This is a genomic window from Micromonospora matsumotoense (assembly GCF_900091525.1).
In the GTDB taxonomy this organism is placed as follows: Bacteria; Actinomycetota; Actinomycetes; order Mycobacteriales; family Micromonosporaceae; genus Micromonospora; species Micromonospora matsumotoensis.
The window spans coordinates 1-25037 of sequence record NZ_FMCU01000038.1 but is presented as its reverse complement, the minus strand read 5'-3'; the positions used below and the strand labels follow the sequence as shown (position 1 = coordinate 25037).

At 71.2% G+C, this 25037-nt stretch carries 18 protein-coding genes and 2 pseudogenes; 14 read left to right on the top strand and 6 right to left on the bottom strand.

Translation table 11 applies throughout. The features are described 5' to 3' along the window. Nucleotides 1-49 precede the first annotated feature (49 nt). The gene (locus GA0070216_RS33115; protein ID WP_091254753.1) at nucleotides 50-1189 is read right to left on the bottom strand and encodes a substrate-binding domain-containing protein; all 1140 of its coding nucleotides are present in this window, start codon (nucleotides 1187-1189) and stop codon (nucleotides 50-52) included. A 654-nt stretch (nucleotides 1190-1843) separates the two neighbouring features. Here GA0070216_RS33115 and GA0070216_RS33105 point away from each other — a divergent pair. From GA0070216_RS33105 to GA0070216_RS33060, 10 genes and pseudogenes are all read left to right on the top strand, one after another. Then, a complete protein-coding gene (locus tag GA0070216_RS33105) occupies nucleotides 1844-3874 on the top strand; it encodes a DUF2264 domain-containing protein (RefSeq protein WP_091254746.1) in 2031 nt (676 codons plus the stop codon). A gap of 11 nt (nucleotides 3875-3885) precedes the next feature. Next, a complete protein-coding gene (locus GA0070216_RS33100) occupies nucleotides 3886-5190 on the top strand; it encodes an ABC transporter substrate-binding protein (protein ID WP_091254741.1) in 1305 nt (434 codons plus the stop codon). 117 nt (nucleotides 5191-5307) lie between these two features. After that, entirely contained in the window at nucleotides 5308-6171 is an 864-nt protein-coding gene (locus GA0070216_RS33095; RefSeq protein WP_245722892.1) for a carbohydrate ABC transporter permease, read from the top strand. Continuing rightward, nucleotides 6171-7067, top strand: coding sequence for a carbohydrate ABC transporter permease (locus GA0070216_RS33090; RefSeq protein WP_091254734.1), 897 nt, complete (start codon nucleotides 6171-6173; stop codon nucleotides 7065-7067). Before GA0070216_RS33095 ends, GA0070216_RS33090 begins: the two co-directional genes overlap by 1 nt. A gap of 5 nt (nucleotides 7068-7072) precedes the next feature. Then, nucleotides 7073-7750 (top strand): hypothetical protein, encoded by a 678-nt coding sequence (locus tag GA0070216_RS33085; RefSeq protein WP_091254730.1) that lies wholly within the window; start codon nucleotides 7073-7075, stop codon nucleotides 7748-7750. Nucleotides 7751-7834: 84 nt separating this feature from the next. Beyond that, a complete protein-coding gene (locus GA0070216_RS33080; RefSeq protein WP_091254727.1) occupies nucleotides 7835-9019 on the top strand; it encodes a glycoside hydrolase family 88 protein in 1185 nt (394 codons plus the stop codon). 46 nt (nucleotides 9020-9065) lie between these two features. Beyond that, on the top strand, nucleotides 9066-9890 hold the full coding sequence (iolB, locus tag GA0070216_RS33075) for a 5-deoxy-glucuronate isomerase (RefSeq protein ID WP_091254724.1): 825 nt from the start codon (nucleotides 9066-9068) through the stop codon (nucleotides 9888-9890). 66 nt (nucleotides 9891-9956) lie between these two features. Further along, nucleotides 9957-10139: a hypothetical protein gene (locus GA0070216_RS33070; RefSeq protein WP_141723290.1), complete on the top strand. Its 183-nt coding sequence runs from the start codon at nucleotides 9957-9959 to the stop codon at nucleotides 10137-10139. A gap of 26 nt (nucleotides 10140-10165) precedes the next feature. After that, a pseudogene (locus GA0070216_RS33065) lies at nucleotides 10166-10576 on the top strand (nitroreductase family protein); the annotation flags it as partial. Nucleotides 10577-10774: 198 nt separating this feature from the next. Further along, nucleotides 10775-11371: a hypothetical protein gene (locus GA0070216_RS33060; protein WP_425413216.1), complete on the top strand. Its 597-nt coding sequence runs from the start codon at nucleotides 10775-10777 to the stop codon at nucleotides 11369-11371. Nucleotides 11372-11562: 191 nt separating this feature from the next. Here the strand turns inward: GA0070216_RS33060 and GA0070216_RS33055 are convergent, their stop codons facing one another. Next, nucleotides 11563-15033, bottom strand: a complete 3471-nt coding sequence (locus tag GA0070216_RS33055; RefSeq protein WP_091254716.1) for an AAA family ATPase — start codon at nucleotides 15031-15033, stop codon at nucleotides 11563-11565. Nucleotides 15034-15450: 417 nt separating this feature from the next. On the opposite strand from GA0070216_RS33055, the gene GA0070216_RS33050 reads away from it, so the two are divergent. Together GA0070216_RS33050 and GA0070216_RS33045 are read left to right on the top strand one after the other, a co-directional pair. Then, nucleotides 15451-15999, top strand: a complete 549-nt coding sequence (locus tag GA0070216_RS33050; protein ID WP_091254712.1) for a hypothetical protein — start codon at nucleotides 15451-15453, stop codon at nucleotides 15997-15999. A 193-nt stretch (nucleotides 16000-16192) separates the two neighbouring features. Continuing rightward, on the top strand, nucleotides 16193-17032 hold the full coding sequence (locus tag GA0070216_RS33045; RefSeq protein WP_141723289.1) for a hypothetical protein: 840 nt from the start codon (nucleotides 16193-16195) through the stop codon (nucleotides 17030-17032). A 213-nt stretch (nucleotides 17033-17245) separates the two neighbouring features. On the opposite strand, the gene GA0070216_RS33040 is transcribed toward GA0070216_RS33045, so the two are convergent. Then, a complete protein-coding gene (locus GA0070216_RS33040; RefSeq protein ID WP_218108360.1) occupies nucleotides 17246-20497 on the bottom strand; it encodes a fibronectin type III domain-containing protein in 3252 nt (1083 codons plus the stop codon). Between the two features lie 272 nt (nucleotides 20498-20769). Between GA0070216_RS33040 and GA0070216_RS33035 the strand changes: the two genes are divergently transcribed. Continuing rightward, nucleotides 20770-20979 carry a hypothetical protein gene (locus GA0070216_RS33035; protein ID WP_091254702.1) on the top strand — a complete coding sequence of 70 codons (210 nt, stop codon included), beginning with the start codon at nucleotides 20770-20772 and terminating at the stop codon, nucleotides 20977-20979. Nucleotides 20980-21003: 24 nt separating this feature from the next. On the opposite strand, the gene GA0070216_RS33030 is transcribed toward GA0070216_RS33035, so the two are convergent. Together GA0070216_RS33030 and GA0070216_RS34920 are read right to left on the bottom strand one after the other, a co-directional pair. Then, nucleotides 21004-21870, bottom strand: a complete 867-nt coding sequence (locus tag GA0070216_RS33030) for a hypothetical protein (RefSeq protein WP_091254699.1) — start codon at nucleotides 21868-21870, stop codon at nucleotides 21004-21006. A gap of 95 nt (nucleotides 21871-21965) precedes the next feature. After that, nucleotides 21966-22337, bottom strand: a complete 372-nt coding sequence (locus tag GA0070216_RS34920; protein WP_176739268.1) for a peptidase inhibitor family I36 protein — start codon at nucleotides 22335-22337, stop codon at nucleotides 21966-21968. Nucleotides 22338-22599: 262 nt separating this feature from the next. On the opposite strand from GA0070216_RS34920, the gene GA0070216_RS33020 reads away from it, so the two are divergent. Continuing rightward, nucleotides 22600-24375: an AfsR/SARP family transcriptional regulator gene (locus GA0070216_RS33020; protein ID WP_091254692.1), complete on the top strand. Its 1776-nt coding sequence runs from the start codon at nucleotides 22600-22602 to the stop codon at nucleotides 24373-24375. A gap of 328 nt (nucleotides 24376-24703) precedes the next feature. Here the strand turns inward: GA0070216_RS33020 and GA0070216_RS33015 are convergent. Continuing rightward, nucleotides 24704-25037: pseudogene (locus GA0070216_RS33015) on the bottom strand (iron-siderophore ABC transporter substrate-binding protein); the annotation flags it as partial.

The following is a 25037-nucleotide window of genomic DNA, read 5'->3' as shown; positions in this document are numbered from 1 at the left end:
CTGCGCGCAGGCTGGTCCGCTGGTGAACTCCGCAGCCGTCGGCGGTGGTCTACCCGGGTGGCGGCGCGGTCGATCCCCGGATCCGTAGTGACGGGCTGATGACGATCCGGTGGGTGGGGCGGTCGGGGTCGACGAGCCGGTCGGCGACGAGACGCACGGCGGCCCGTCCGATCGAGCGTCGCGGCGGTCGGACCGCGGTCAGCGGGGGGCTGAAGAGCCCGGCGACCTCGTCGTCGTACGCCACGATGGAGAGGTCGCCGGGAACGGAGAGGTGCCGCTCCTCGCAGTGCTGTACCAGCGCGATGGCCTCGGCGTCGGCGTGCACCAGCAGCGACGTCGTCCCGGTCGCCCGGCACCGGTCGAGGACGTCGTTGAGTACGGTGTCCCGCTCCGGTGACCGCGCGTCGGGCACCACGGCCACCACCGTCGCGTCCGGGTCGAGGCCGCACCCGGTCGTGGCGTCGAGCCAGCCGCGTCGTACGTGCTGGCTGGTGGGGCTGTTGGCGTCGAGCACCAGGCCGACCTTGCGGTGTCCGAGCGAGGTGAGGTGGCGTACCGCCATGGCCGCACCGAGCGCGTGGTCGGTGACCACCGACTCCATGACCGCGTGGTGGCTGCCCACCGTGGCGGTGCGTTCCAGCAGGACGACCGGGACGCCGACCCGGTCGAGCCACTCGACGGTGCGCTCGGCGTTCGGCGCGTCCATGCTCGGCGCGATGATGAGCGCGTCGACGCCCATCCGTTCCACGAGGCGGACCAGTTGCGGCTGGTCGTCGTCGGTGTCGTAGGAGGAGCCGCGCAGCACCACGCGCATGTCGAGCTCGCGGGCGGCACTCTCGACGCCGCGAGCCACGTCCGGCCAGTAGTAGTCCAACGAGGGCACGAGCATGCCGAGGGCGCGCCCGACCAGCGGGTCCAGGCCGGTGACAGGTGCCTCGTCTGCCGCCGGGGCATCGTCGGGCAGGATCAGGGCGACCCCACCGTGGACGCGGCGCACCAAACCCTCGGTGGCCAGTTCCGCGATGTCGCGCCGGATGGTGACCGGCGCGGCGCCCAGCGCGTGGGACAGGTCGGAGATGCGCATCGCGCCGTCCCGTTGCAGGGCTGCCAACAGTTGCTGGCGGCGGGCGACCTGAAGCGGTCCTCGGGAGCCCTCCGCCGTGGCGGCGACGGGACTGTCCTTGGTCATGGGCGACCTCCGGGGGCCGCGTGGTGCGGCGAGCGCTCTTGTGGGGTACGGACGGGTTCGCCGGCCGGGTCGAACGCGGTGACATCGGTCGCGAGCCGGATCAGCTGTTCTCCCCATCCGTCGGAGAGCAGAGGAGCCGTGCTCCGTCGGGGAGTCGCGGCGCACGGTGCCGAACCCGGCTGCCGGCCGAGGTCGAGCCGGCCGACGCCGCCCAGCGCGGCGGCCCCGGCGCGGACGTGGCCGAGCCGTGTCTGACCGGCGACGAGCAGCTGGACGTGGGGCGGCGAGGTCGTCTGGCCCGGGCCGGGGTCCCGGGTGCCGTCCGGCGACGCGGGCAGTTGTGCCGGTGGTTCCGTCCGGTGACCGGGCCACGCCGCAGCCAGCGGGTCTGCGAAGCGGCCTGCGGCGGTCATGACCCCTCGGACGGTGGAGCGGATGTGAACGATTGTGATCGTATCAGATCACTTGGCGCATCCAGGCGGTGTCGTGTGCTCTCCCGATCGACTATGTCCACATCGGTGTGAGAACGGCATTGACTTGCTCTGATGTGAGCGTTTTACTTCGGAAACCCGGCGGATGTCTGTACGTCACATTCATGGGCAACGCCCCGCTCGCGACATGTCACGGAGACGGCTCGATGCGACAGGACCTCGGATGACGTTCGGGACGGCCGGCCGGCCGGCACCGGGGAAGAACCCGGCTGTCCCTGCCGCCGCGACCTGGGAGCGGGACGACTGGCTGGCCCTCGCCGACCGGCTGCTCGCCGCCACCCGGCCGTTCGCGTCGCCCGGCCACGCCCTCGTCACCTTTCCCGGGCCGGAGGGCGGTTACGGGCGGGCCGTCGACGGCCTGGAGGGGTTCGCCCGTACCTTCCTGCTGGCCGGCTTCCGCATCGCGGGCGCCCGGGGAGTGGGCGTGGACGAGCTCGTGGACCGGTACGCGACCGGCATCGCCGCCGGGACCGACCCGAGCTCCCCGGACCGCTGGGTGCGCCTGGACGAGCACCCCCAGGCGAAGGTGGAGGCCGCCTCCATCGCGCTGGTCCTGGACCTGACCCGCCCATGGATCTGGGACCGGTTGCCGTCCGCGGTGCGGGAGCGGGTGGTGGACTATCTGCGCCCCGCGGTCGGCGACGACACGTACCCCCGGATCAACTGGATCTGGTTCCGGCTGGTCGTACAGACGTTCCTGCGCTCGGTCGGCGGGCCGCACTCGCTCGACGAGATGGCCGAGGACCTGCGTACGCACGACAGTTTCGCCCGCGAGGACGGCTGGATGTCCGACGGGCCACACCGCGCCTACGACCACTACGTGGGTTGGGCCCTGCACCTGTACCCGACGCTGTGGGCGCGGATGGTCGGCGCCGCGGACCTGGCCGAGCCGCGCCGCGAACAGGACCTGGCCGGCCTCGACCGCTTCCTGGGTGACGCGGTCGCGCTCGTGGGCGCCGACGGATCACCGTTGATCCAGGGACGGAGTCTGATCTACCGTTTCGCCGCGGCGGCGCCGTTCTGGGTCGGGGCGATCGCCGGCGTGCCCTCGGTCAGCCTCGGCCAGTTGCGCCGCGCGGCCACCCGCATCGTGCGCCACTTCGTCGCCAACGGCGCCCCGGACGAACGCGGCCTGCTCACCCTCGGCTGGCACGGGCCGTGGCCGCGACTGGCGCAGTCGTACTCCGGGCCGGGATCGCCGTACTGGGCCAGCAAGGGTCTGCTCGGCATCGCGCTGCCCGCCGACCATCCGGTCTGGACGACCCCCGAAGAGCCGCTCCCGGTCGAGGAGCGGGACACGGTGCGAGCGATATCCGCGCCGGGCTGGCTGGTCTCCGGCACCCGGGCCGACGGGATCGTCCGCGTCGTCAACCACGGCACCGACCACGCCGTCGAGGGCGCCACCGTCGCAGATTCCCCGCTCTACGCCCGGCTGGGCTACTCCACCGCCACCAGCCCCGTCCTCGACGACAGCGGCTGGGTCAGTCCGCTCGACCAGTCCGTCACCCTCGTCGACGACGCGGGTCGGGTCACCCACCGCGCCGGCATGCGCCTGTTGACCGTGCACGTCGACGCCGACGGCGTGGGGGTGGCCGGATCGCGTGCCCTCGTCCACTGGGTCGACCCGGAACCCGGCCAGCACGATCACGGCGGCGGCCGGCTGGGCCGGTCCCGACCGGCCGGGCACCTCACGGTGTACTCGCTGGTCCGCGGCCCCTGGGAACTCCGGCTGACCCGCGTCGACGACCTCGCCGATGGTGTCGAGGCGGCTGCGCTGCGGCTACGGATCGGCGGCTGGGCCGTCGCCGGGGACGCGACGGCGACCCTGGGCGACCGGGCGGTGGCCGTGAGCGGGGCCGGCCTGACCAGCAGGCTGGAAAGCGTCCACGGCGGCGCAACGGCCGGCGCCGCCACTGTTGCGCACGGCGGGCCGCTGGCCGGCGACCTGGTCGTGCCCTGGCTGGACCACCCCGTCCGGCCGGGCGCATGGGTCGTCGCCCTCATCGAGCTGTCCACGGTGCCGGCAGCCACGGCCGGGCAGGCATGCCGGGTCGTGGCCGACGAGGACGCCGACGGCCTCCACCTGGCAGTCGACTGGCCCGACGGGATCAGCACGTCGACCCGGCTGGACACCGAGCATGCCGGGCCCACCCGGCCTGGTAGCAGTACGGGCCCGTCTGGGCCCCTGACCTGAAGGAGAAAGGGATGAAGCGCGCGATACCTGCCGTCATCAGCGCCGCGGCGGCCCTGACGCTTGTGCTCGCCGGTTGTGGCGGCGGAGACGAGCCAGTCGACCCCAACGCCCCCGTGACGATCACCCTGGCCGGCTGGAGCCTGGCGTCCACGCCCGAGTTCAAGACGCTCGCCGACGGCTTCAAGGCGACCCACCCGAACGTGACGGTGGAGCTCAAGGAGTACGCCCCCGGCAACGACTACGACACCCAGATGATCACCGACCTGGCCGCCGGCACCGCTCCGGACGTCTACGTGATGAAGAACCTCAGGAACTTCTACACGTACCAGAGCGGTGGTCAGCTGCTCGACGTCTCCGACGTCACCTCCGGCCTCGGCTCTGTCCCAGCGCTCGCGTCGTACCAGGTGGACGGCAAGGCGTACGCGGTGCCGTACCGGCAGGACTCGTGGGTGCTGTTCTACAACAAGGACCTGTTCGCGAAGGCGAAGGTGACGCCGCCGGACGGCAGCTGGACCTGGGACGACTACACCGACGCGACGAAGCGGCTGCACACCGGGCTGAAGGGGGTCGGCTCGAAGGCGACCGGTGCCTACCAGCACACCTTCCAGTCGACGGTGCAGGGATTCGCGCTCGCCCAGACCCCCGGCGCGGACCTGCTCTCCGGGGACTTCGGCTACCTGAAGCCGTACTACGAGCGGTCGCTGGACCTGCAGGCGGCCGGCGCGCAGCCGACCTTCGGCACCGCGAAGACCAACAAACTCACCTACCAGGCGCAGTTCGGCAAGCAGCAGGCGGCGCTGCTGCCGATGGGCACCTGGTACGTGGCCACGCTGCTCAACCAGCAAAAGAGCGGTGACGCCGACAAGTTCCCGTGGGGGATCGCCCCGGCGCCGCAGTTCGACAAGTCCACCACCGGCACCTCCGCCACACCGGTCACCTTCGGTGACCCGACCGGCCTGGGGATCAACCCGAAGATCAGCAAGTCCAAGACCGCCGCGGCCAAGGCCTTCCTCCAGTACGCGGCCGGCCCGGATGCCGGCAAGGCGCTGGCCGGGATCGGCATCACCCCGGCCCAGGTCACCGACGCGGTCACCGCGACGCTGTTCGGGTTGGACGGCGTACCGCAGGACGAGCTGTCGAAGTTCGCCTACACCAAGCACACGATCAAGCCGGAGAACCCGGTGTCGAAGCACACCGCCGGTCTGCAGAATCTCCTCAACGAGACGCATTCGACGATCCTGTCCAACAGCAAGGGCGTCGACGCGGCGCTGGCCGAGGCGCAGACCCGCGCCAAGAACGAGGTCCTCAACCAGTGAGCTCACGGCGGGCCCGGCGCGCCTGAGCCGCCTGCCGGACCCGCCGCCACGCCGAACGACCCCCGGAGACTCCCTATGGCAACACTGCCGCGCACGCGACCCAGGAACCGGCGTCTGGTGTGGCGCAACACGGTCGCCGGTTGGTCGTTCATCCTGCCCAACTTCATCGGCTTCGCCGTGCTCACCCTGCTACCCGTCGCGGTGCTGTTCTACGTGGCCTTCACCAGCTGGAACGTCTTCGGGGTGGCCGAGTGGACCGGCACCGCCAACTTCCAACGGATGTGGGGTGACGCGAGCTTCTGGACCGCGCTGCGCAACACCGTCTACTACACGGCCTTCCACATCCCGCTGACCCTCGCGGCCGCACTCGGGCTGGCGCTGCTGCTCAACCGCAAACTGCGCGGCGTGCGGTTCTTCCGTACCGTCGCCTTCTTCCCCTACGTCACCTCGATCGTGGCGATCGCGATCGTGTGGAACCAACTGTTCAGTCCGGAGTACGGGCCGATCAACGCGCTCCTGCGCGCCGTGGGGGTGGACGACCCGCCGGGCTGGACCACGTCGTCGACCTGGTCGATGCCGGCGGTCATCATCGTCGGCACCTGGCGCTACATGGGCTACTACATGCTGCTGTTCCTGGCCGGCCTGCAGACCATCCCGGCCCAGCTCTACGAGGCCGCCCAGACCGACGGCGCCTCGGCGTGGCAGCGGTTCGTGCACGTGACCATCCCCGGCCTGCGGCACACCACCTTCTTCGTCACCGTGCTGCTCACCATCGAGAGTTTCAAGGTCTTCGACCTCATCCTCCTGATGACCGGCGGCGGGCCGGGCCAGTCCACCCTGGTGCTCTCGCAGTACATCTACCAGAAGGGCTTCGAGGAGAACCAGTTCGGCTACGCCTCGGCGGTCTCCATCGTCCTGTTCGCCATCTGCTTCGGCATCACGGTCATCCAGTTCATGGTCAACAAGCGAGGGAACAGCTGATGACCGCGACCGACCTCTCCATGCCCCCACCGGCCGTCGCCGCGCCCGGCGATCCCGGGAAACCCACCCGGCGTGGCGGGTTCCGGGGTTGGCGGCTCCTCGGGTACGCCGCCCTCGTGCTCGCGGCGGTCGGGCTGCTGCTGCCGTTCTACTGGATGGTGGTGGCGTCGTTGAAGACCAACAACGACGTCTTCACCATCCCGATCACCTGGCTGCCCGATCCCGTGGTGTGGCGGAACTACCTCGACATCTGGCAGCGCTCGGACATGACGACGTGGCTGCGCAACACCCTGCTGCTGTCGGTGGTCGTCACCTTCCTCCAGGTCCTCACCGGCAGCTTCGCCGCCTACGGCTTCGCCCGGGTCCGCTTCCCCGGCCGCAACATGCTCTTCCTGGCGTACGTCGGGACGATCGCGGTGCCCTGGCAGTCGTACATGATCCCGCAGTTCATCCTCATGTCGAAGCTGCAGCTGTCGAACACGCTGTGGTCGATCGTCGCGCTACAGGCGTTCGGCGCGTTCGGCGTGTTCCTGATGAAGCAGTTCTACGAGACGGTCCCCGAGGAACTCAGCGAGTCGGCGCGGGTCGACGGGCTCAGCGAGTTCGGCATCTACCGACGGATCATGCTGCCGTTGTCCCGGCCGGCGCTCGCCAGCCTGGCCCTGCTGACGTTCGTGACCACCTGGAACGACTACCTCGGCCCGCTGATCTACCTGCGCAGCCCGGAACTGCGCACCGTCCAGTTGGGGTTGAACACCTTCATCTCCCAGTACAACGCCGAGTACGCGCTGATCATGACCGGCTCCGTGCTGTCCGTGCTGCCCGTCGCGGTCATCTTCCTGCTCGGCCAACGCCACTTCATCGAGGGCATCGCCACGACCGGACTGAAGGGGTGAGGCCGATGCGATCGCGCCATCACACCATCGCCGCCGTCTTCGACGGGATCCACGTAGCGCTCGTCACCAACCTGCTGCTGGTGCTCGGTTGCCTGCCTCTGGTGACCCTGGCGTTCACCACCGACGCGGCGCGCTCCTGGCCGCTCTACGCGCTGACCGCCCCGCTCTGCGCGCCCGGACTCTGTGCGGCCTTCGCGGTCATGTCCGCCTACTCCACGGGCGACTCCGGCGGCGTGCTGCGCACCTACGGTCGCGCCTGGCGGGCCACCGCCCGGCCGGCGATGCTCTGGACGGCGGCAGCCATGGCGGCCCTGGTCGTGCTCGCCGTCGACGCCCGCGCCGCGTGGGGCCACCGGGTCGGGGCACTCGCCCTGCCGGTACTGGCGACCCTGATCGTCCTCACCGTGGCGACCACGCTGCTCGGGTTGGTGACCGTCGCCGAGCGACCCACCGCGCCGCTGCGCGACGTGGCCCGTGCCTGCGGATTTCTGGCGGTGCGCCGGTGGTACCTCACCGTCGCGTCTCTGCTCGTGCTCGCGCTGCTCGTCCAGCTCCTGGCGGCCCGCCCCGCGCTCGCCCTCGGCCTCGCCGCCGCGCCGCTGCTCTACGTCGTCTGGGCCAACAGCCGCTTTACCCTGCGGGCCGTCCTCGACCCACCGACGGCCGCAGCCCAGCGCACCTGACCACCACGTTCCGGCCACCGAGCGGGGACGTCGATGACACACCTGCCCGGCACCGGACCGGACCCACGAGGGAGAACAGCATCCATGACGGCAACCAACGTCCGTCCCCACTCCGACGCAGCGGCCGTGGCGGCTGCGGTGGCCGCCGCGATACGCACCGTCGAGGCGAACATCGCCACCTTCGGCGACCGGTACCCCGCGGACACCACCGACGCCAACCGCTACCCGCTCCGACCACCGGGCGTCGGCCAACCGGAGGGTGCCAACGTCGGCTGGACCACCAGCTTCTGGCCCGGCATGCTCTGGTTGGCGCACGACCTGACCGGTGACGACCGTCACCTGCGGGCCGCCCTGTCCCACGTGGACAGTTTCGCGTCGCGAGTGAACCACGGCATCGACCTCGACACCCACGACCTCGGGTTCCTCTACACCCTCGCCTGCGTCAACCCGGCCCGCCGTACCGGTGACCCGCAGGCCCGGGGCGCGGCGCTCGCCGCCGCCGACCACCTGATGACGCGCGTGCTCGAACCCGCCGGAATCATCCAGGCCTGGGGCGACCTCGACGATCCGCGCCAACGCGGCCGCACCATCATCGACAGCCTCATGAACACGCCGCTGCTCTTCTGGGCCAGCCACACCACCGGCGACGACCGCTACGCCGCCGCGGCCCGCCGGCACACCGCCCAACTGCGCCAGCACATCCTGCGCCCGGACAGCACCACCTTCCACACCTTCTACTGGGATCCGGACAGCGGTGTGCCGCTGCGCGGCGAAACCGAACAGGGCCACGCCGACAACTCCTGCTGGGCCCGCGGGCAGGCCTGGGGCATCTACGGGTTCAGCCTCAACCACCGGCACATCGGCGATCCCGCGCTGCTCGTCGCCGCGAGTGCCTGCGCCGACCGTTTCCTCGCCCACCTGCCCGCCGACCGCGTCGCGTACTGGGACCTGGAGTTCGGCGACGGCAGCGGCCAGGAACGGGACAGTTCCGCCGCGGCCATCGCCGTCTGTGGCCTGCACGAACTCGCGGACAACCTCACCGACACGGCCAGCGCCGGCCGGTACCGCACCGCCGCCGCCGAGATCCTGCGTTCGCTCATCGACCACTACTCCACCGGTGGCCAGCCGGTCTCGAACGCGCTGATCCTGCACGGTGTCTACGACAAACCCAAGGGTGTCGGCGTCGACGAGGGAACCCTGTGGGGCGACTACTTCTACCTGGAAGCCCTCACCCGCGCCACCATCCCGGGCTGGACCAGCCCCTGGTGATCACCGCGACCGACCCGCACTGCCCTGCATCCCACGAAAGGTGACCATGGACTACCGCTACCACTGCGCCATTCCCGCCGCCGTCGGCCGGAACACGCTGCCCTTCAATCCCTGTCGGCTGTTGGACTTCACCCTGCTGCGGCTGTCGGCTGGCGAGTCCTGGACCGGCGAGTCCGGTGACCGGGAGATCCTGGCCGTCATCCTCGGTGGCACCGCCAGCTTCACCGTCGCCGGCCACCACTTCCCGCAGGTCGGCCAGCGCCCGGACGTGTTCTCCGGCAAACCGCACTCGGTCTACCTCCCGGCCGGTTCCTCGATCACCGTCGAGGCCGTCACCGACGTGGAGGTCGCCCTCCCCAGCGCCCCCAGCGATCTGGCCACCGACCCCTATGTCATCGTGCCGGAGCAGGTCGCGACCGGCCGCTGGGGGGCAGCCAACTTCGGCCGCAACTACCACCAGATCCTCACCGAGATCGCCCAACCGGACCTGCCCGCCCGCCGGCTCATCGTCGGTGAGACCTACACGCCCTCGGGCAACTGGAGCACCTACCCGCCACACCGGCACCGGGTCGACGACCTGCCCGCCGAGGCCGCACACGAGGAGATGTACTACTACCGTGTCAACCCGGCGGACGGGTTCGGTATCAGCCGGGTCTACACCGACGACGGGTACGAGGAGAACGTCACCATCCGCGAGCACGTGATGCAGATGATGCCCGAGGGCTACCACACCGTGGTCAGCGCGCCCGGTTGCACGACCTACTTCCTGTGGTTCCTGGCCGGCACACAACGCACCCAGGGTGCCCGCGAAGATGCCGATCTCGCCTGGGTGGGTCGGACCGTGCCGACCCTGCGCAGCCTGGGCCTGTAGCGACGGTCCTGGGCGCCTTCTCACCTCGACGGCCGCGTCGCGATGGTCACCATCGACAACCGTGGGATGGGCCAGACCATCGCGACCAGGCCGGCGCTGACCTCGCCCGGTGCGGCGGACCGACTCGGCACGCACGGCGACCACACCGACGCTCCGGGCATCGACCGGGTCGGTGCCGGGCGCCTGGCCGGTGCCGACTCTGCGCCCTCGTCCATGCGCGCCAGCGCCAAGGCGAGCATGGACTGGTAGGCGTCGCCGACCTGCGCAGCCTGCCTGTGGAACTCTACGACGGCATCCACCGCCGCCGGGACGTCCGGGCCCAGTTCACCGGGGGGGCCGGTGCCGGCCGACACCCTGCACCGGATCCTCGACGCCGCGCACGCCGCGCCCAGCGTCGGCTACTCGCAGCCGTGGGACTTCGTCCTGGCCCGGGACCCCGCCGTCCGGCGCCGGTTCCATCGGCACGTGCAGGCCGAGCGGGCCACGTTCGCCGCCACCCTGGACGGCGCGGCGGCCGAACGGTTCGCGCGTATCAAGATCGACGGAGTGCGGGAGTCGACGCTGTCGGTCGTCGTCACGTACGACCCGGAGCGCGGGGCCCGGCCGTGCTCGGGCGGCACGCGATCGCCGACGCCGGCCTCTACTCGGTCTGCCTGGCCATCCAGAACCTCTGGCTCGCCGCCACCGAGACCCATCCCGGCCGCAGCACGGCTGAGGGACCTCGCGGGCGCGATTCCCTGAGTGGCGACGGTCGCTGCCCGCGCAGTTCGCTGGTGGCTTCGGGGGCCGAAGGTCCCGCGAGGTGCGGCATGGTGGCACTGCTCCTCGACACGGATTCTCGGTGGCATAGGGGTGTAACAACGACGAGGAAGGACGTGGACGCGATGACCGTCGTCCAGCACCCCACCAACGAACAGGGCCAGATCACCACCGAGCGCGGTGGCGCGATGGTGACCATCGGCGCGACCGGCGCCACGATCACCGAGACGACCAGGAACAGGGCCACCCGGTACGCGCTCGCTGGTCTGCGTCTGGCGCTGGGCTGGGGGTTTCTGTGGGCGTTCATCGACAAGCTCTTCGGTCTTGGTCTTGCCACCCCCGACAAGGGTGCCTGGATCAACGGCGGCAGCCCGACCAAGGGCTTCCTCGGCAACGCGGTGGCCGGCCCCTTCGAGGGGATCTACCACAGCATCGCCGGTGCGGTCTGGGCCGACTGGCTCTTCATGATCGGCTTGGCGGCGATCGGGACCGCGTTGATCCTCGGTGTGGGCATGCGCCTGGCCGCTGCCGCCGGCGGCCTGCTGCTCGTGCTGATGTGGACCGCGGTACTGCCTCCGGAGAACAACCCCTTCATGGACGACCACCTGATCTACGTCGGGGTGCTGGGTCTGCTCGCCCTCACGGCCGCCGGTGACACCCTCGGGTTCGGCGGGATGTGGGGCAGGCTTCCCATCGTCCGCCGCCTGCCCTGGCTCAAGTGACCGACAGCCACACACCGGCGGCGGTGGCGGCACCGACAGATGGTGCCGCCACCGCCGTATCAGAACAGCCGGAAGACCATCATGACCAACTGCCGCCCGGATGGGTGATGGCCTGGTTCCGAGGCAGGCCGCCGCGCGATCAGCGTTCCGAGTCAGGCAGCCGTGCGATCAGCGGGAATCCAGGTGGTCCCTCACAGATACTGGCCGATCGCAGGCGGTGTGTCCTGGTCGCCGAACTCAGTCGGCAGATCCTCTGCCAGCAGCCTCCGAACGACCTCCGCTGGCGCGTCGGTCAGCTCGATGATCCGCGTCGCCTGCGTGGCGATGGTCGCCTCCAGCAGGTTGCGTACGGTGCGGCCGTTGCCGAACGACGGCCCTCGGGAAAGGCGGGCCAGCGCCGCTCGTACCCGGTCCCGTACGTTGTCAGCGAGCTGATAGCCGGCGTCGTCGGCGAGGACGGTGAAGATCTGCACCAGTTCGTCGAGGTCGTAGTCGGGGAACTCGAGGATCTTCGGGAAACGAGATGCCAGTCCGCTGTTCGACTCGAGGAACCGCCGCATCTCACGGTCGTAGCCGGCTGCGATCACCACCAGGTCGTCGCGATGGTCCTCCATCAGCTTGAGCAGCGTGGCGATCGCCTCGTGGCCGAAGTCCTTCGGCGAGTCGGACATCGACAACGAGTACGCCTCGTCGATGAAGAGCACGCCCCCGAGCGCCCGTTCGAACGCCGCGTGGACGCGCGGGCCGGTCTGCCCGATGTACGGGCCGATCAGGTCGGTCCGGGTCACCTCGACCAGATGGCCGGAGCCGAGCAACCCGAGGTCGGCGTAGATCCGGGCGATCATCCGGGCCACTGTGGTCTTCGCGGTGCCCGGGTTGCCGACGAACACCAGGTGCCGGGATCCTCCCCCCACCGCCAGCCCGGCCCGGGTCCGCAGGCTCTCGGCCCGAGCCTCCGCGACCAGCAGGCGCACCTGCGCCTTGACGTCGCGTAGGCCGATGAGCGCGTCCAGCTCGACCAGCGGGTCGCCGCTGCGGGCGGGCGCGAGCACGATGGACGCCGGTGCGGTGATGTCCTCCACCCGCAGCTCGGTGAGCTGCTCGACCGTGGGGGTCGCCGACCGGCTGATCCGCATCGCCTGGTGCGACGCGGACTCGTCGACGAGGTTGCGGACCACCCAGGCGTTGTCGAAGCCGGCGGCGCGCGGCATCCGCGTGACCAGGCTCCGGACCCGGTCGAGCACGCCGTCGGCGGGCGTGAACCCCGACGCGCCGGCCTCCAGCGCGAAGAGCCGCACCAACTCGTCATCGGTGAAGTCGACGAAGTTGAAGGTGTTCGGGAACCGCGCCGCCAGGCCGGCCTCGCTGGACAGGAACTCCGCGACGTTCCTGGGATGGCCGGCGATGATGACCACCAGGTCCTCGCGGTGCTCCTCGACCATCCTGGTCAGCGTGGCAACGGCCTCGCGCGAGGCGGGGCTCTCCTGGATCGCCCGACCCACGTTGATCATCAAGATGCCACCGCGCGCGTTGAGCACGGCAGCTGTCACCTTGGCGCCGTTGAGCAGCTCTGCCCTGGCGACCTCGACCAGGTGGCCGGAGGTCAGCACGCCGTACCCGGCGTAGATCTGGCCGATGATCGTGGCGATGGTGGTCTTTCCGGTACCCGGATTTCCGGCGAACACCAGGTGCCGCCGGTTGCGGGCCGGTGGTAGACCGGACTCGCGGCGTAGCGCCTCGATTCTGGCCTCGGCACTCAGCCGAGCGACGCGTTGTTTGACCGGGGACAACCCGACCATGCCGTCGAGGCGGCCCACGGCAGCCTGCTCCGCTCGCTCGTTCGGAGCGCCGTCGGGCCCGGCCGGCCGGGGTGGGGCGGGCTGCGCCGTTCCCGGGGCATCGCCGAGGGCGGATACGAGCGGGTTGACGACGGCGGGCCGCGGCTGGCCGAGCGCCCGCAGGCTGCGTAGGTATCGCAGGCAGAAGAAGAGGCCGCTCGTCACGTCCTTGTGCGGGCCCGGCCAGCCGTTCAGCGCGGTGGCGCAGCTCCACTCCAGCCCCACCCAGATGCGCGCGGTCTCCGCCTCGCCCGCGATGATCGCCCGGTCCAACCACGGGAACACTCCGTTGGCCCAGGCCCCGTAGTCGAAGCGGGACCTGAGCCTGTCGAACGCGCGGCAAATGGCGTGGTAACCGTCCGGGCCCAACCCGGTCGTGGCGATGACCGCAGGCACCGGCTTGCCGAGCTTCAGCAGCATGGCGGCGACCAACTCGTCGAAGTCGCCGGCCTCGGTGCCCACCGCGTCCACCAACCGCTGGTGACTGGCGCGCAGGCCGGTCAGGGCCCAGGAGAGGTAGTCGGCTGGTCCGGCGTAGTCGGGCAGGGCGGCGCGTTCGGCATCGCTGAGCAGGTCCGACCGCCACCGGGCGGCGAGTTGCCGCCTCGATCCGGTCCGGTGCTGCTCCCGCAGCGCGGGATCGTCGGCGATTCGGGCGTACAGCGCGGCCAGTGCCTGCCCGCGGTCCGCGAACGGGGGTGCCTCGACGAGCACCCCGAGACAGTCGCGGTAGTAGCGCAGGATGCGGTCGCGGCGCTCGGGGCTGTCGGAGTCCGCGAAGAGGCGGCCGGGCGTCGCCGGCATGACCTGGGTCTGCCAGGTGACCTCCGGGTCTGTCGTCGGGCTGAGCGGCGCCTGCAGGTGGTCGGCCACCAAGAGGTCGCCGAGTCGCCACAGCGAGCCCGACACACTCGTGGACGCGCCGAGCGCGCCCTGCGCCAGCCACTTCACCTCCTCGACCGCCATCGACGTGCCGGGCCTGAGTCGTGCCGCCCGGGCGGGCAGGTCGGTGAGCCCCTCGCGCGCGGCGACGGCCATCAGTCGGGCGCGGGTCTCTTCGAGCCACCCCTCGGGCGGCACCCATGGTCGGGTCGGCCCGAACACGTTGAGGTGCGGCGATCCGGTCAGCAGCGGCACCAGGTCGTCGGGCAGGTCGATCCGGCCGCTGGTCGGTCGTGACTCGACCGGCACGGGGGCGGACCTGTTCGGCGACCGCACCTGGCCGTGGTCCCGGTTCTGCCGCCGGAGGGCGGTCGGCAGTGGGTCACCCGCGCCGATCTCCACCTGCCCGGAATCGGAGATGCGGGCCTGGCCGGAGCGGATCAGTCGGGCGACCCGGGCGAAGAAGTCCGCCACCGATGCCGCGACGACAGCACGGAATCCGCCATCCGCGCCAACGTTGATCACCTGGCCCAGGGTGCCGCCGGGCTCGGGTGCCAGGTCCACCGCGAAGCCGTTGCCGCCACTGTCCGTGGTGAACTGGACCCAGCCGGGCCTGCGGTGAGTGACCGGTACCGCGCCCGGGTCCCGCGTGGTGGCGGGCTCGTGGCGGTCGTCGGTGTCATCCGGCCCGGCCGGGATGCCCGCCCACGACCGGCGAGCCGCGATGATCTGCTCGATGCCGAGGAACTCGTTGTCCAGCAACGGCCCGCCACCGATCACGGCGTACACCTCGGCCAGCCCGGGGGGAAGATCCTCCCCGAAAGCGGCACGGTAGCCGGCGAGCTGCCGCGCGGTGGCGGGCGGGGCGAACCTGACCCGGGAGGGGTCCGGTCGGCCGTGGAAGGCGATGAGTATCGACAGATACTTATCTACCTCTGACATCCAGGTTCCTCCGATCCCCGGCGCAGCCTACCGTGGGCCGTCGAGTCGCCTCGTCCATGTGTGAGGCCGTGACGGACGTACGCCAGCACGGTGCGGGCGTGCGCGGCGGCGGTGCCGGTGTCGCCCGGCGAGCGTCACCTGGCGGCAGTGGGCGCTGTCCGGCCGCTGTTCAGGATCTCGCCCGGGTCTGACCGGGGTGTGGGCCGAGGCGGCGGGAGCGGCAGGTTCTCCCGCGGTGCTCCGGTGACCCATCTCCGCGGGCACCCCGGCGGGGGAGGCGGCCACCGGGGGTCGCACGGGACACCGTTCCCGTACGCGACAAGAGGTGAGGAAAAACCCCCTTGCCGCTCTTGTGGCGATTCCCGTTCGATAAGCTCAGTTACGGCGTTTTATAACTTTTTCGGACATGGGGGATGCATGAGGAAGAGACTTCTTGCCGCTGGCCTGACCGGCCTCGCACTGGTCGCCGGCCTGGCCACGCCGGCGCAGGCCGCAGACACCGGCACCACCACCGTCACCTTCACCGTGACCGGTGCGGGTGGCCTCGACATCACCGTCCCGGCGAACGTGAACCTCGGCTCCGGGACGGCTGGCGCGACGGTGTCCGGACAGTTGGGGCCGGTCACGGTGATCGATCAGCGGGCGTCGCTGACCCCGAACTGGGTCGCCACCGTCAGCGGGTCGGACTTCACCACAGGTGGCGCCACTTCCGAGGAGACGATCCCGTCCATCAACGTGACCTACTGGTCCGGCCCTGCCACGTCCACCGCAGGCACCGGGACCTTCACGCCCGGCCAGCCGACCGCCGGTGACGCGGTGATCATCAACGTCCCGCGGACCGCGTTCAGCCACACCGGTGGGACCGGCAGCAACTTCGCGATCTGGAATCCCACTGTCTCGGTCGCCATCCCGTCCGCCGCGGTGGGTGGCACGTACACCGGGACGGTGACACATTCGGTGCTCTGACCGCCCTCGCCGGCTGGTGCTGCTGGCCTCCGTCGCCATCCTGGCGATCGGGGGGCCGCCGGCACCAGCCGGCGCGCAACCAGTGTCGTTACCGGACCCGGCCGGCGGGGCCGACGGGTTCGGTATCCAGCTGATCGAAGTCCCGGTCAGCCGTGCCGAGGACCCGCGAGCCCGGTCGTACATCATCGACCACGTGCGACCCGGTACGACGTTTCAGCGCCGGGTCGAGGTCCGCAACAGCTCGGAGAAGGATCAACACATCGAGCTGTACGCGGGCGCGGCCGCCATCGAGGGGAGCGCCTTCACCGCCTCCGACGGGCGCGCGGGCAACGAGCTCAGTGGCTGGGTGAGCCTGGAGTCGGCCAGCGTCGATCTGGCCCCGCAGGAGCGGACGGCGGTGAAAGTCACCGTCGCCGTACCGAAGGCCGCCTCGAAGGGCGAGCGGTACGGCGTCATCTGGGCACAGATCAGCAGACCGCCGACGCAGCAGGACAACGTCGGTCAGATCCACCGGGTCGGGATCCGGATGTACCTCGACATCGGCCCCGGTGGCGAACCACCGACCGACTTCCGGATCGACGGCATGAAAACGGTGCCGGGAAGCGGCGAGTGGCCGATGGTCACCGCGCAGGTACACAACACGGGGGGCCGGGCCATCGACGTGGGCGGCACACTCACCTTGTCGAGTGGATCCGGCACGGTCAAGGCCGGGCCGTTCGCGGTCGGGACCGGTGTGACCATCCCGCCCGGCCAGTACGGTCAGGTCAGCGCGTTGGTGGACCAGCCGCTGGCCGGTGGCCGGTGGAACGCCCGGATGACGCTGTTCAGCGGCACGGTGGAGCGGACCGGTGAGGGACAGGTCATCCTGCCTGGTGCGGTCGCCGCACCGGTGAAGTCCGACGCATGGGGTCCGCTCGTACTCTCCCTTTCGGTTGGCGGCGCGGCCACGCTGGTGTTGGTGATCGCGGCGGTCGCCTGGTACCTCGTCCGTCGGGAGCGCAACCGTCTCCGGGGTGGTGCCCGCCCGGCCTGAGCCGGCCGGCGGTGCTCACACCCAACTGGCCAACGACGAAGTCCCTCTCGCCCGGATCCTGGAACAGGACCCGGGCGAGAACGTCGTGGCCGACCGGAGACATCCGGCAGGTCTCGCTCGGGTGGTCGTGCCCGGCACCCGCCCGGTCGGTCCTGCCGCCGGAGCTGGTGGCTGGTGCCGGCAGCGCGGAGGTACGGGGAGAGCCTGCCGGCGCTACAGCACCGAGTGCGTCACCACAGCGGTGTAGGTGCCGACCACCAGACCTGGCGGGAACGTCACCATCAGGGTCGGGTTCCATCCGACTGCGTTCGCGCCGGCCGCGCCGAACCATCGGGCGGCGGTCCGCGGTTCACCGAGTACGGCACCGGTCTGCGGTACGAAGGTGCCGTCCCCGGACGTCGCGATCGCCGGCCCGGACGAGTAACCGACGTTGTCGTTCGGGATGGTCTCGCCAGCGGAGCCCGAGCCGGTGGTGTAGTCCGTGACGGACACGGTCGCGATCCAGTTGCCGGAGGCCGGTCCACGGTCGTCGGTCACGATGACCGGGCCGAGCCGTCCGGATATCGCGGCGGCGTCCGAGCCGACGGTGCCCAGGTCGGCGGATTGTGGCACGGTGATCGAGAGGCCGAGGAGCGGATTGATCACCAGGGTGACCGGTTGGCTGGCGGTCTGCGCGAACGCGTCGGTGACCCGGATGGTGGAGGGGAAGCTGCCGGCGGTGGTGGGGGTGCCGGAGAGCAGGCCGGTGGTCGGGTTGAGGGTGAGTCCGGGCGGCAGGGTGCCGGCGCTGACCGCCCAGGTGAACGGGCCGGTCCCGCCGGTGACGGTGAGCTGGTAGGAGTAGGCGTCGTACGCCTTGCCCGGCGGAGGCGGGGGGAAAGTCAGGGTGGGTGCGGTGGCGATGGCGATGGTGACGGCCTGGGTGGCGGTCAGGGAGCTGGCGTCGGTGACGCGGATGGTGGAGGGGAAGCTGCCGGCGGTGGTGGGGGTGCCGGAGAGCAGGCCGGTGGTCGGGTTGAGGGTGAGTCCGGGCGGCAGGGTGCCGGCGCTGACCGCCCAGGTGAACGGGCCGGTCCCGCCGGTGACGGTGAGCTGGTAGGAGTAGGCGGCACCGATCTCACCGGGCGGTGGCGGAGGGAACGAGAGGCTCGGCGCGGCGTTGACGGTCACCGGGGCGGACTCGGCGGAGGCCGGGCCGGTGCCGGCGGCGTTGATCGCGGCGACCCGGAAGGTGTAGGTGACGCCGGCGGTCAACCCGGTGATGGTCTGGGTGGTGGGGGAGGCCGGAAAGGTCTGGGGCGTCTGGGCGACCCCGGCGACGTACGGCGTGACCACGTAACCCGTGATCGCCGAGCCCCCGTTGGCGGGAGCGGTCCAGCCGAGGACGGCGGATTCGCTGGCCGCGCTGACCGTCGTGATCGTCGGCGCGGACGGCACCGTGTACGGGATCACCGCCGTCGAGGCGGGGCTGTTCGGGCCGGTGCCGAGGGCGTTGACCGCCGCGACCCGGAAGGTGTAGGAGGCGCCGGCGGTCAGCCCGGTCAGGGTGCGGGTGGTGGTGGAGGCGTCGAAGGACTGCGTCGGCTGGGTGACGCCGTTGCGGGTCGGGGTGATGACGTACCCGGTGATGGGGCTGCCGTTGTCCGCCGGGGTGACCCAGGTCACTGTCGCACTGGTGATGCCGGCGGTGGCGGTGGGAGCGGCGGGTGCGGCCGGCGCGGAGGTGTAGACGTAGCTCGCCGAACCGGCGACTCCCCGGGTGACGACGGTGACCTTCACGGTCGCCGCGCTGGGCCGGGAGGGCATCGAGGAGATGCCGAGCGTGCCGTCGCCATTGACGGTGAAGCAGCCGGCGGCGGGACCGGCCGGGCAGGGCAGCAGGACCACCGGGGTGGCGGCCTGTTGTTCGGCGGTGGTGCCGATCTCGATCGCGGTCGCGCCGGCGAGGTTGGTGCCGCCGACGGTGACCGCGATGCCGCCGGCGATCGGGCTCGTCGCCGGGGTGACGGTGATGCCGCTGGGTGCGACGGGTGGGGCAACCGGCGTCGTGGACGGCGAGAAGTCCGGGTTCGCGTCGTTGGACGAGGCGGTCGCGGTCGTCGTGTTCTGGATCGTCGCCGGGGTGACCCCGGTGCCGGTGACGATCGCGACCACCGAGACCGGTGGCAGGGTGGTGCCGTTGGCGAACGGTCCGTTGCTGTTGGTGCAGGTGATGGCCTGACCGACGGGCGTACCGCAGACCCATCCGGTGCCAAAGGCCCCGACCGGTACGACGCCGGCGGGTAGGGTCTGGCTGACCGAGATCGGCGACGTCTCGTTCGCGCCGGGGTTGACCCCCGCGGTGATCGTGTAGTTGACCGGGTCGCCGGGCTGCGGCGACGGTCCGGTGTAGCTGGTCTGCGCCACGCTCAGGTCGGGCACCGGCAGGAAGCTGACCGCCACCACGTTGTCGACCTCGTGGAAGTCGGTCACCGACCCGGTCGATGCCACCACTCCGAAGGCCAGTTGTCTCGGGATGCCGTTCGCGTTCACCCAGTTCGGCGAGGGGTACAGCGATGGCGAAGCCGCCGGCAGCGGGCCGGCCAGGGTGGACGGCGCTCCTCCCACGGGGGTGAACCGGACCCGGTACTCGCCAGCGGGCACGGTGATCCCCGAGGCGGTGGTGAACGGTGAAGGGGTGCTGTTGATCACTATCTGGACCGGTACCACGGACGCCGCCCTGGTCGCGGCGCGCAGGGCCAGGGGCGGCGAGGTGCTGGTCGTCGCGGTGCTGTTGATCCCGCAGTAACCGACGCCGAGGCGGCCCGGCCCGCGAACGACCACCTGACCGGGGATCCGGGCCCCGATGTACGGCGGATTCGTGCAGCCCGAGCCCTGGTAGGTGCTGCTGCTGAAGTTGCCGAAGGTGTCAAACCCGATGCCGAGGTACCCGTTGGTCAGGCCGGCGGTTCCGCCGTTGAAGGCCGCCGAGTAGCCGAGTGAGCCGCCGCTCGGGCCGAGCACTGCGGGCGGCATCGGCGCGGTCGGATCGGCGGCGGCCAGCACGAAGGCCAGGCCGTCGGCGCCGGGGCTGTTGCCGCCGTACTGGTAGGTGTTGAAACTGATGTCCAGGCCCTGCGAGGTCGGCAGGGTTCCCGCGCCGAACACGCCGCCCAACTGCGCGGTCGTGTTGCTGGTCAGCCGGAGTTTGCCTGCACCGTTGGGGTCGGTGGAGGTGGGGCAGCTCAGCAGCGGCCCGACCGTGGAGTTGCCCGCCGCGGACAGGCAGGCGGAGTTGGTCCGGCTGGGGGGCGCGGCCGGCAGGAACAGGGTCGACGGAGCCACCGTGTTGTTGTGGAACGACTCGTTGTACAGCGTCGTGCCAACCGCCAGCGCCGGCCCGGCGGTCAGCACCAGCGCTCCGGTGGTGAGGAGGAGGGCGAGCGCACCGGCGAGTAGCGCGCGAGGACGACACCGAACAGCCATCATGGTCCACTTTCCTCTTTGTCGGTTTCTGTACCTTATCGGGCTATAAATCTCCTATGGGGTTATTGGGGTAACCGAGGTCCACCCGCCGGTGGACGCCGCGCCTGGCCCGGCTCGGTGCTGACGCACCGGTGACCACGCTCGGTCCGGCCGCCGCCCCGGCCGCGTCGCGGGCCTGGTCCGGATGGTCATCCGCTGTTCACGAGCTGGGAGGCGACCGCCCGGCGGGGAGGCGGTTGGCTGCAGATGAGGGCGGACGACCGGAGGTAGCGATGGGATCGTCACCGAGTGACACCGCACTGTTCGGGATCATCACTGTGGCGATCCTCGCTTCGGGCCTGGGGGTGTTCGCCGTGGGAACCCACTCCGTCGCCACCCGTCCGACGGTCAACCTGTGGGTGACCCGGATCGCCATCGCGGCGGGCACGGTGTTGTTCCTCGGGCTGATCCTGTGGGCCGGTCTGGGCGGCGACGGCGGCTGACTTCCGACCCGCCGCCGGGGCGGCTCACCGAGCAGGTGGCGACACCGCCTCGGCGGCAGCCAGCTCGTCGGCCAGCCCGAGGCCGAGGGCCTGGAAGTACGCCGGGCGGCGTCGGATCTCCGCCTGCTGGAGTGCCGTCTCGGCGGCGTACCACCGCGCCACGAGACCCGTCCGCTCCTTGCAGCGTACGTCCGCCACCGCCACCGCCCGTTCCGGTGCCGACGGTGGCGCGGTCTCCGTCGGCCACCAGGCGGTATCGGCCATCGCGGCGAAAGGGTCCGGATAGCTGAAACCCAGCTCCCGCAGGCAGTCCCGCCAGCCCACCAGCGCCTGCGCGACCTCCGGCCGGCCCCGGGCATCCGCCAGCGACCGCTGGCTCAGGCGCTCCACCAGGCCCTGGTCGACTTTCCGGTCCGATTTCCGGGCCGGCCGGAGCCGGATGACCGCCTCCGCTGTGCAGCCCCCGGCACCGGCGAGCGCCGTCTTCTGGGTCTCGCTGAGCCCGCTGTCCCGGGAGTCGTACCGCTGCTCGACGTCGCGGGGGGTGAGCAGTCCCACCGGGACGTGATAGCCGAAGTGCTCGGCGATGCCCGGCTCGATCACGCCGTACCGCCGGCGGTTCCTCAGGTCCGCCAGGTCGGTGGGCCGCTCGATGATCTCCCACGCCTCGCCTCTGGCCGCCATGCACTCCCGCGTGAGCAGGTCCTGGGCGTTGGCGACGGTGTAGAGCCCGCTGAGCGAGAGCGTGTAGGCATCGAAGGGCAGGCGCAGGTCCTCGACCTGCTCGGTGGGCGGGAAGGGCTCGGCGCGCTCCTGCGGGCGCGGTGCGGGCATCGCGCAACTGGCCAGCACCAGGGCCGCGACGAGGATGCGTGCCGTTCGGAATGTCATGTCTGCTCACTCCAGCGTTGCCGGGTGCCGGGACACCGAACTCCGGTGTCCCGGCACCCGTGGGTGCGCATCGGTGCGCCTGTCCGGCCGACGTCTCAGATGCGCTTCAGCGAGCTGGCCTTGTTGGAGAAGCCGTTGTTGCCGAAGTCCGAGTCGTAGGAGAAGGCGTTCGCCCGGTAGGTGCTGGAACCGCCGCAGCCGGGTAGGTCCCACAGCATCACGGCGTGGTTGCGGTAGTTCCGCATCGCGTTCGCGTCGTTGTTGATGCCACTCCCCAGGTTGGTGCAGCTGGAGCCGGGGGTGTAGCTGTACTCCGAACCCGCGTAGCCCGCGCTCTGGTAGAGGCAGAACCGGTCCGCGCCGCAGTCGGCGGCCGCGGGAGTCGCGGCGGCGCCGACGGACAGGGCGGACATGAGGGTGGTGGCGAGCACCGCCACGATCTTGTGCTTCACTGGATGTGTCTCCATTCTGGGGGTGTAGCTCGTCGGGCCTGCCGTGCCGTCGATCCATCCGGCGCGCTCCGCTCCCTCCGCGTCGCCCGCCAGACTCTGGTGTCGATCGATGCCGGCGGCCTTCCGACCAAGCATGCGGACCCGGGGTTGCCACCGGCGTTGCCACCGGCGTTGCCGCCGTCGCGGTCCGGGTGGTCGCGCCGCGCGGCGGGTGGGCCGCTGTCCGGTGTGGTCATACGGGTAGACGGCCCCCCGGCAACGGCGGATTCTGCGAGCTATGGCTGCTGACATCCGACTGCTGGGACGCCTCGATCTGGTGCACGGCGGGCACCCGGTGCGATTCGGCCGTCGTCGGGAACGGTGCCTGCTGGGGCTGCTGCTGCTGGAAGCCGGTCGGTCGGTGCCCGTCGACCGCCTGGTGGACCTGCTCTGGGACGGTGGACCCGCCGCCTCGGCCCGCGCCAGCCTGCGCAGTAACGTGGCGCGGCTGCGCGCCGACCTCAGGCACGGTGGCGTGGCACCGTCGGAGCTGCGGCTGCGCGGCGGGGACGGCGGGTACCGCGCGGACGTGGACCCCTGGCTCGTCGACGCGCATCGGTTCCGGATTCTGGTCGGCCGGGCGGGTCAGCTCACCGAGCCCGGTGCCCGAGCCGAAGTGCTGCGCGACGCCCTGGCGATGTGGCGAGGCGCCGTCCTGGAGGCGGACGCCTCCGACCGGCTCCGGGAGCGGATCGGGGCCGAGCTGACCGAGCTGCGGATCACCGCGACCGAGCAGATGATCGACGCCGAGTTCGACTGCGGGCGGGCCCGCCAACTGGTCGGTGAGCTGGCCGCGCTGGCTGCGGAGCATCCGCAGCGGGAACGCCTCACCGCCCAGTTCATGCTGGCCCTGCACCAGGCGGGACGCCAGGCCGACGCGCTACGGGTCTACCGTCGGTTCCGGCAGCGGCTCGTCGACGACCTGGGAGTCGACCCGGGCAGCGATCTGCGGGACGTGCACACGGCGATACTGCGCGGCGTCGACCTGCCGGGTGGGGTGGCGCCGCGGCGGGCGGTCCAGGTGCCCGCCCAGCTACCGGCCGGGGTGCCGGGCTTCGTCGGCCGCCGCCGCGAGCTGGAGACGCTGGATGATCTGGTCGCCACCGGTGACCGTTCCGGCGAGTCGGTCATCGTGGCCCTGACCGGCACGGCGGGGGTGGGCAAGACGGCCCTCGCCGTGCACTGGGCCCACCGGGCCGCCGCCCGCTTCCCCGACGGGCAGCTCTACGTCAACCTGCGGGGTTTCGATTCCGGCTGCCGGCTGGGCCAGGCCGAGGCGGTGCGCAACGCCCTCGACGCCCTCGGCGTCACGGCCGCCCGGATCCCGCCCACGGTGGACGCGCAGGCGGCGCTCTACCGGCGTCTGTTGGCTGGCAAACACGTCCTGGTGCTGGTGGACAATGCCCTCGACGCCGACCACGCCCGGCCACTGCTGCCCGGCACGCCCACCGCGATGGCCGTGGTGACCAGCCGTGACCAGCTCACCGCGCTGGTGTCGGGGGACGCGGCCCATCCGCTTACCCTCGACCTGCTCTCCCTCTATGAGTCCAGGCAATTGTTGGTCAACCGGGTGCCCGCCCTGCTGACCACCGCCGAACCCGAGGCGGCCGACGTGATCATCGGAGCCTGTGCCCGGCTGCCGCTCGCGTTGGTCGTCACCGCTGCCCGGGCCCGGCAGACCGGCTTCTCCCTGAACAGCCTGACCACCGAGTTCGCCAGTGCGGGCCGCCTGGACGCCCTCGACGCGGGCGATCCGGCCGGCCCCGTCCGGGCGGTGTTCTCCTGGTCGTACCGGACCCTCGCCCCAGCCGCCGCGAGGCTGTTCCGCCTGCTCGGGCGACACCCCGGCACGGACTTCTCGGTGTCGACGGCGGCCAGCCTCGCCGCCCGGCCGCTGCCCGAGACCCACCGGCTGCTGGCCGAACTCACCCAGGCCAACCTGCTTGCCGAGCGCAGCCCGGGTCGCTACCACACCTACGCGTTGCTCGGCGCGTTCGCCGCCGAGCAGAGTTGACCGGCGAACCTCGGCCCGTACGCCCCCGACGCGGTGCCGGTCGGCTCCACCGGTGGCCCGCTCGACGCCGTCCACCGCTGGGGGTGGACGCGCCTTCACTCAGCAGGCGGTGCGCGACGAGCACCCAGAGCGCCGAGTCCACTCGTGGCGGCTTCAGTTCGCTGGTAGATCCTTCGGCGGTCGAGGCCGGGTTGGCCGCGAGGGTCGCACACCGCTCCGGCCCGGTCGGCACAGGACGTCGGGCGAAGCCGGTCGCTGGCCCCGTTTACGCCGTCGCGGCCCGCCGGGCGGGGAACTGTCCGGTCTGGAGCAGTTCCCCGCCGGATCGTCAGGTGGCGGCGCGCTGCACCGCCGTGGCGGGGTTGCCGTCCACCGCCGCGGTGAGTTGCGGAACGAGCCTGTCCAGCAGGAACGGCAGGCTCAGCGGGGTGATGAACGAGGTCGCGGCCCCGACCAGTTCCTCGTTCTCCAGGTAGATGTCGCGACCCTCGGTCTTGACCTTCAACCTGCTGTAGAGCGGGTCGGCCTGCACCTTCGCCCGGTCGGTGTCGTAGCTGTCGACCAACCAGATCAGCACGCCGGTGTCGAGCATGTCGGTGCGCTCCCGGCTCAGGTTCGCGCCGAACTCCTTGCCGGTCACCTCGGCCAGCCCGGGCGGCAGC